The sequence below is a fragment of the Cryobacterium tagatosivorans genome (assembly GCF_004402215.1).
Taxonomy (GTDB): domain Bacteria; phylum Actinomycetota; class Actinomycetes; order Actinomycetales; family Microbacteriaceae; genus Cryobacterium; species Cryobacterium tagatosivorans.
This window is the reverse complement of record NZ_SOEZ01000080.1, coordinates 1-5,899: the sequence shown is the minus strand read 5'-3', so window position 1 is coordinate 5,899 and position 5,899 is coordinate 1. Positions and strand designations below refer to the sequence as shown.

Genomic DNA, 5,899 nt, shown 5'->3' with positions numbered 1-5,899 from the left:
CTCGTTGAGGACAACGCCCGGGGCGACTTCACCGATCCGCACCCCGGTTCCGACAAGCTGGCGGCGCACCCCGTGCGTAAAGGCCTGAACAGCATGCTTAGAGGCGGGTTTTAGATGCAATCCACATCGAGGGGCTGAGGACCGGGCCCACTTCGACAGCCCGCCCGCAACAGAGAACCCGCAATCGCGGCCATCTTCAGTGCCTTCATATTCATACTCCTTTGTATTTATGGTTCTTGGAAGCTCTCGTGTACCCTGTCACACGGCTGGGCCCGGCCAGCCGGGGCATTCACGGCACGCGTTCCCACAGATTCATTAATTCCGATATTCCTGGGACAACGTTGTCCCAGCCTAGTCGTAAATTCGAGACAACGTTGTCCTACACTTGATATTGATCCGCCTCCGGGCGAGAATCGGGAGGACGCATGCACACGAAGTCATCACCGTCGGCAGCTCGTCGACCCACTATGACCGACGTCGCCCGCGTAGCCGGGGTCAGCCTCAAGACCGTTTCGCGGGTCGTCAACGGCGTCGCCACGGTCGATCAGGAACTTGCCGAGCGCGTGCACGCGGCTTCCGCAGAACTCGGCTTCCGCGCCAACTTTGCGGCTTCCGCACTCAGATCGGGGTCGTCCACGGCAACGATTGGGCTCTTGATCAAAGATCTCAGCAACGAGTTCTACGCCAACATCGCTTCGGCCGTCGCCGTCGTCGCCAAGGCCCATCACACTCAACTCATCACGGCTCACTCTGGTGAGAACGCCGAAGATGAGCTGGAAGCGATTTTCGATCTGTGCCGTCGGCGGGTCGATGGCCTCCTCATCGTGCCGACCGGCGGCGACCACTCGGCACTCAAGTCCGAGATCGACCTGGGCATTCCCATGGTTTTTATCGATCGCAAGCCGGTTGGACTCGCCGCAGACAGCGTCGTTCTCGACAATTTCGCTGGGGCCCGTGACGCGGCCACGCGGCTCATCAATGATGGCCACTCCCGAATCGGGATTTTGGTAGACACCCTGAATATGGCGACCATGCGCGATCGGCTGCAGGGCGTCAGGACCGCCTTTGCCGAGGCCGGCCTGGCGCTGGATGACTCCCTCGTCGTCACGAATGTGCGCGGCCCGATTGAGGCCAGCATAGAGGTCGACCGGCTCCTCGCCTCGTCCGCCCCGCCCACGGCATTCTTTTGCGGGAACAACCGCTCTGGTATCGGCGTTTTGCGATCCCTGTGGCAGCGAGGAACAAACGAGGCGCTGGTCTCGTTCGATGATTTCCAGCTGTCGGAGCTCATGCCGCGCCCGTTCACCGTCGTGCGTTACGATAACCGCGCGCTGGGAACAATCAGCGCGGAGCTGCTCTTCCGGCGGATTAATCGCGAAGTGTTCGATCCGACTACGGTCGTCCTTCCCACCGAGCTCTGCGACCGCGGCATTACAGGCTTGCGTGGCCCGCAGCCACAGGCGTCTCAACGAGCACGCTGCACCTGAGCAGCCCCTTTCGTTCATCCCATCCGCCGCCGCGACCGCAAAGGGCACAACCCCTACGGGACTCCCCGCCGTCCGCCGGCATGCGGCCGGACAAAACTAACGTCCCGCGACGACCTTGAGGTAGCGGGCAACAGCCTCCGCAATAGCGTCGCGGCCCACGCGCAGGAAGCTGCGGGGATCCACCGACACGTCGTCGACCTGCAAGAACGAACGGATAGCGCCGCTGTAGGCGACGTTGAGAGCCGTCCCAATATTGATCTTCACCATTCCTTCGGAGGCCGCTTGGGTGATCTCTTCGTCAGGTACGCCCGACGAGCCGTGCAGGACGAGCGGAACGTCCAGCGCTTCCTGCAAAACGGAGATGAGGGCATGATCCAGCGAGGCGTCTTTCGAGGTCATGGCGTGCGACGATCCGACAGCCACCGCTAGCGCATCCACACCGGTCGCGCGGACGAATTCGGCTGCCTCCTGGGGATCAGTGCGCACTCCGGGCGCGTGGGCACCATCTTTGCCGCCGACTTCTCCGAGTTCGGCCTCGATCCAGATACCGTTCCTGGCTCCCCACCGCACCGCTTGGCGGGTCAGTTCGACGTTGTCCGCATAGTCGTATCTCGAGGCGTCAAACATTACGGACGAGAAATCCAGCTCCGGCGCCAAGTGCATGATTGCGACGTCGGTGATGTGATCGAGGTGCAAGGCCACGTCAACGCTCGACGATACGGCCACGGCAGCCGTCGCTCGGGCGATCGCTGTCGGGGACCCGTGGTATCGGATGGCGTTTTCACTAAGCTGCAGAATGACCGGAAGTTTGGCCTCCTCTGCGCCGGCCACGATCCCCTCCGCGTGCTCGAGTGTGATGACATTGAATGCGGCGATGGATCGCTTTTCAGCCATCGCCTGAGAAAAAAGGTCATGACTCGAAACGACGGGCACGGCGCCTCCTTCTGGCGTGGGCGGAGCACTCGCGAGCTGTGCGCCGATCTGTCCACCATCTTGACACAAACACAACCATAAGCAAACATGTACAAATAAACCCAATTCAGTTTGAATCCTCGTTGGAGCCCGAATGATCGTCACCATTACGCCATCGCCCTCGATCGATTGGACCGTAACGCTCGATTCCTTCGAGCTCGGCGCAGTAAACCGGGCGAGTAACTCCGTGCGCGAACCAAGCGGAAAGGGCGTCAATGTGGCCATCGCCCTCCATCGGGCAGGGGAACCCACTCGTGCGATCGTCCCTGCCGGCGGCGACACCGGCCGGTTTCTGGCATCGGCGCTGCAGGCCCACGGTCTTCCGTTCACCCTGATTGATACGGGCTCGGAGATCCGAACGAACATCACCCTGGTGACCCCGGGGCATCCGGGGACGAAGATCAACGAGCCAGGTTCACCGCTCTCTGACGACGTGGTGGCGCGTCTGCATGCTGCGGTCTTGGATACAGCCGGGAATGCAACCGCGGTGGTGAGCTGCGGAAGCCTCCCTCCCGGGGTCCCAGCCTCCTTCCACCGCGACATCGCCAACCTGGCAAAGACCCTCGGCGTCTATTCCGTGGTGGATGCATCGGGTGAATCGCTTGCTCTCGCCCTGACGGCCGAGCCAGACCTCGTAAAACCGAACGTGCACGAACTCGCTGAGCTGGCAGGGGAGTCCATCACCACGCTTGGCGATGTGGTCGCCGCGGCCCAAAGACTCCGGCAGCGCGGAGCCCGGGCCGTGCTTGCCAGCCTCGGGGCCGATGGCGTGATCTACGTGGATACGATGGGCGCCTTGTACGCGAAGGCCCACGACATCCCCGTCCTCAATTCCGTCGGCGCCGGGGACGCACTTCTTGCCGGGTTCATGCGTGGGGGTAGCGACCGAGCTGCTCGACTGGCTAACGCTGCGCTTTGGGCATCTTCGGCGGTCGCTGACCCATCGACGCTGTTTACCGTAAGGCCCGATTTCGCCGCTCTGATTAGCGTGGGACCGCTGATTGATGCCGACATCCGACTAACAGAACCGTCGACGCTGCTGGCACGAACCTGACGCCCGGCGGCGGGCGGCAGGCGCTCAAGCAAGCTCGACGTCGACGCCGGCCTGCCGGAGGGCCGCGAGGTCGGCCAGAGCAATGTCACTGTCCGTGATGAGCAGATCGATGTCATCCAGGGTCGCGTGCTGGGTCGTGCTAACAACCCCGAATTTACTGTGGTCGACGAGCAGAATGTGGCGTTGCGACGACCCGAGCATGGCCCGCTTCACCGCGGCCTCGGCGGGGTCAGGTGTTGTCAGCCCCCGATCAATGCTGACAGCGTTGGTTCCGAGGAAGGCGACGTCTACGTTGGTTTCGCGCAGGGAACGCAGCGTCCAGTCATCCACCTCGGCGAGAGTATTGCTGCGCAGGCGCCCGCCGAAGGTGAAGATGGTCAGCAAGGGATTGCTGACCAGCGCGAGCGCGATTGGCAGGGTATTGGTGAACACAGTCAGCGGGCGGTTTGCTGGCAGGAGCTGGGCAAGCCGTTCCGTGGTGGAACCTGCGTCGATGAGGATAGCACCGTGGTCAGGCAGGTGCGCGAGGGCGGCGCGAGCGATTCGGGTCTTTTCCGCCGAGTACTCCGTGCGTGTCGCCACAGCGGGTTCAAAGGACAGCGACTCCGGTGGGACAGCGCCGCCATGCACGCGCCGCAGGCGCCCATGGCGTTCCAGATGGATGAGGTCTTTGCGCAGCGTCTCCCCGGTCACATTGAGGAGCGTTGCCATCTCCCCCGCGTTGATCCGGCCATTCTCACGCAATTGCTGAAGGATTCGCTGGTATCGCTGGTCGGCGTGCGCTGCTTCGGTGCGATCATTCACTCCGGTCATGCGTGCGTCACCTCATCCATATGCCGTCAACTGTATCGGTTGCTGTGTCGGGGGTGCTTGATTATCGGCTCAGTGGCTGCAGGTCTGAGCGGGTTAGGGTGTGGCTGATCGGGTCGGGCCAGAGGCCCGCGGCCATACCGGCGAAGATCGCCGCTCCCCGGGCACCCGCCTCCGTGACGTCTGGGCGTGAGAATTCCCCAAGCCGCCGCCGCTTGCAATCACGAAGGGCGCCGCTGGCTGACCATCCTCCGGTGACGATCAACTCACGATGGTCGCCCACGATGTCCGACATCGAACCATGCAGGGCGGTTACCTGGTCCGTGACTAGTTCAATGGTGCTCCGCCACAGCTCTGCCGGTGACGCGTCATCGCCGACACCCTGGAATCCCAACAGCCCATTGTCATCTACGAAGGCGCGAATGGCGGGCGCAGTAATCTGCCGAGCAGCCTCGTCGAGTCCGTCGGCAGCGAAGTCCTTGCTTCCGAGCGCCGAGAGTGCACGGCCGAGAATCAGGCCGCCCTCAGTGCCTGCGAGCAGGCACCATTTGCCGGGTAGGGCATGCCACCCGACGGTCACACCGATCTGCGCGAGCGCGAGAATGGCTGAGCGCGAGGAAATCGGGTCGACCGTTCGGACAAGGGCCTCGGCCGTCCCGCAAGAGTCCACCTCCGCTCCCACCAGGGTTGCGCCCAGTCCGACCGCGGCGGATTGGTGGTCCTGGCCGGCAGTCGTGATAGCCGCTCCGGCAAGGCGCGGGGAGATGATTCCTGACGCCACCGAGCCGAGGCAGGTTCCGGCCGTCACGAGCTCAGGCAGGGCGTCCTCATTCATCCGCGACCATTCGAGGGTCTCCCCCCACCACGTCTTGTTGATCACATCGAACCAACCAGTGCGGGAGGCGAGGGAAAGTTCCGTTGCCGGGGCGGCGCCAAGGCTGAAGGCAATCCATTCGGCGACGTTCAGCCGGAGTCCGATATTGCGGACGTCGGGATGGCTCTCGGAAAACCAGCGGTGTTTGGTTAGCGACCACTGGTGGCGGAATGGCAGCCCGGTCACCGATGAGAACTTATCGATCCCAATCTCTTCCGCCAGCTTTGCGAGTTCGACGCCGTCGCGTTTGTCGTGCCAAGCAATGACCGGGCTCAGTGGCCTATTCGACCCGTCGAGAAGTACGCCCGATTCACCGATGCTCGCGATTCCAATGGAGAGGATGGGTCCGGGAGGTGTGGCGTCCACTGCTCGGCGCAGCGCCCCGTGGGCAGCGTCCGCCAACACCGTTGCCGCTATCTCAGCGCCGAAGGGGGCGAGATCCCACTCGTACCCCATTCGCCCTGTCGCCACGACATGGCCATCAAGGGTGAAGACAACGGCCTTTGCGCTCGTGGTGCCGACGTCAAGTCCGACGACGTATTGCTGCTGCTCCATAGGGGTACTCCTGGATGACGGGGAGCTTCTGCGGAGAGAAGCTACGGTGCGGAGGGTGCCGGGGGCGCGCAGAGTATGCCGCGCATGCGTCCGATGATCGACACATCGCCGGCGCCGTGGGGAATGAGGACCGTGGTGCCGGAGTGG

At 63.1% G+C, this 5,899-nt stretch carries 5 protein-coding genes; 2 read left to right on the top strand and 3 right to left on the bottom strand.

Annotation, left to right across the window (positions count from 1 at the left end):
* Positions 1 to 467 precede the first annotated feature (467 nt).
* Positions 468 to 1,487: a LacI family DNA-binding transcriptional regulator gene (locus tag E3O23_RS17585; RefSeq protein WP_134493338.1), complete on the top strand. Its 1,020-nt coding sequence runs from the start codon at positions 468 to 470 to the stop codon at positions 1,485 to 1,487.
* 96 nt (positions 1,488 to 1,583) lie between these two features.
* Here E3O23_RS17585 and E3O23_RS17580 read toward each other — a convergent pair whose 3' ends face one another.
* Entirely contained in the window at positions 1,584 to 2,420 is an 837-nt protein-coding gene (locus tag E3O23_RS17580; protein ID WP_134493336.1) for a class II fructose-bisphosphate aldolase, read from the bottom strand.
* Between the two features lie 133 nt (positions 2,421 to 2,553).
* On the opposite strand from E3O23_RS17580, the gene E3O23_RS17575 reads away from it, so the two are divergent.
* A complete protein-coding gene (locus E3O23_RS17575) occupies positions 2,554 to 3,513 on the top strand; it encodes a 1-phosphofructokinase family hexose kinase (RefSeq protein ID WP_134493334.1) in 960 nt (319 codons plus the stop codon).
* Between the two features lie 24 nt (positions 3,514 to 3,537).
* Here E3O23_RS17575 and E3O23_RS17570 read toward each other — a convergent pair whose 3' ends face one another.
* Both E3O23_RS17570 and E3O23_RS17565 read right to left on the bottom strand, forming a co-directional pair.
* A complete protein-coding gene (locus E3O23_RS17570; RefSeq protein ID WP_134493332.1) occupies positions 3,538 to 4,326 on the bottom strand; it encodes a DeoR/GlpR family DNA-binding transcription regulator in 789 nt (262 codons plus the stop codon).
* 61 nt (positions 4,327 to 4,387) lie between these two features.
* Entirely contained in the window at positions 4,388 to 5,752 is a 1,365-nt protein-coding gene (locus E3O23_RS17565) for an FGGY-family carbohydrate kinase (protein WP_134493330.1), read from the bottom strand.
* Positions 5,753 to 5,899: the final 147 nt, after the last annotated feature.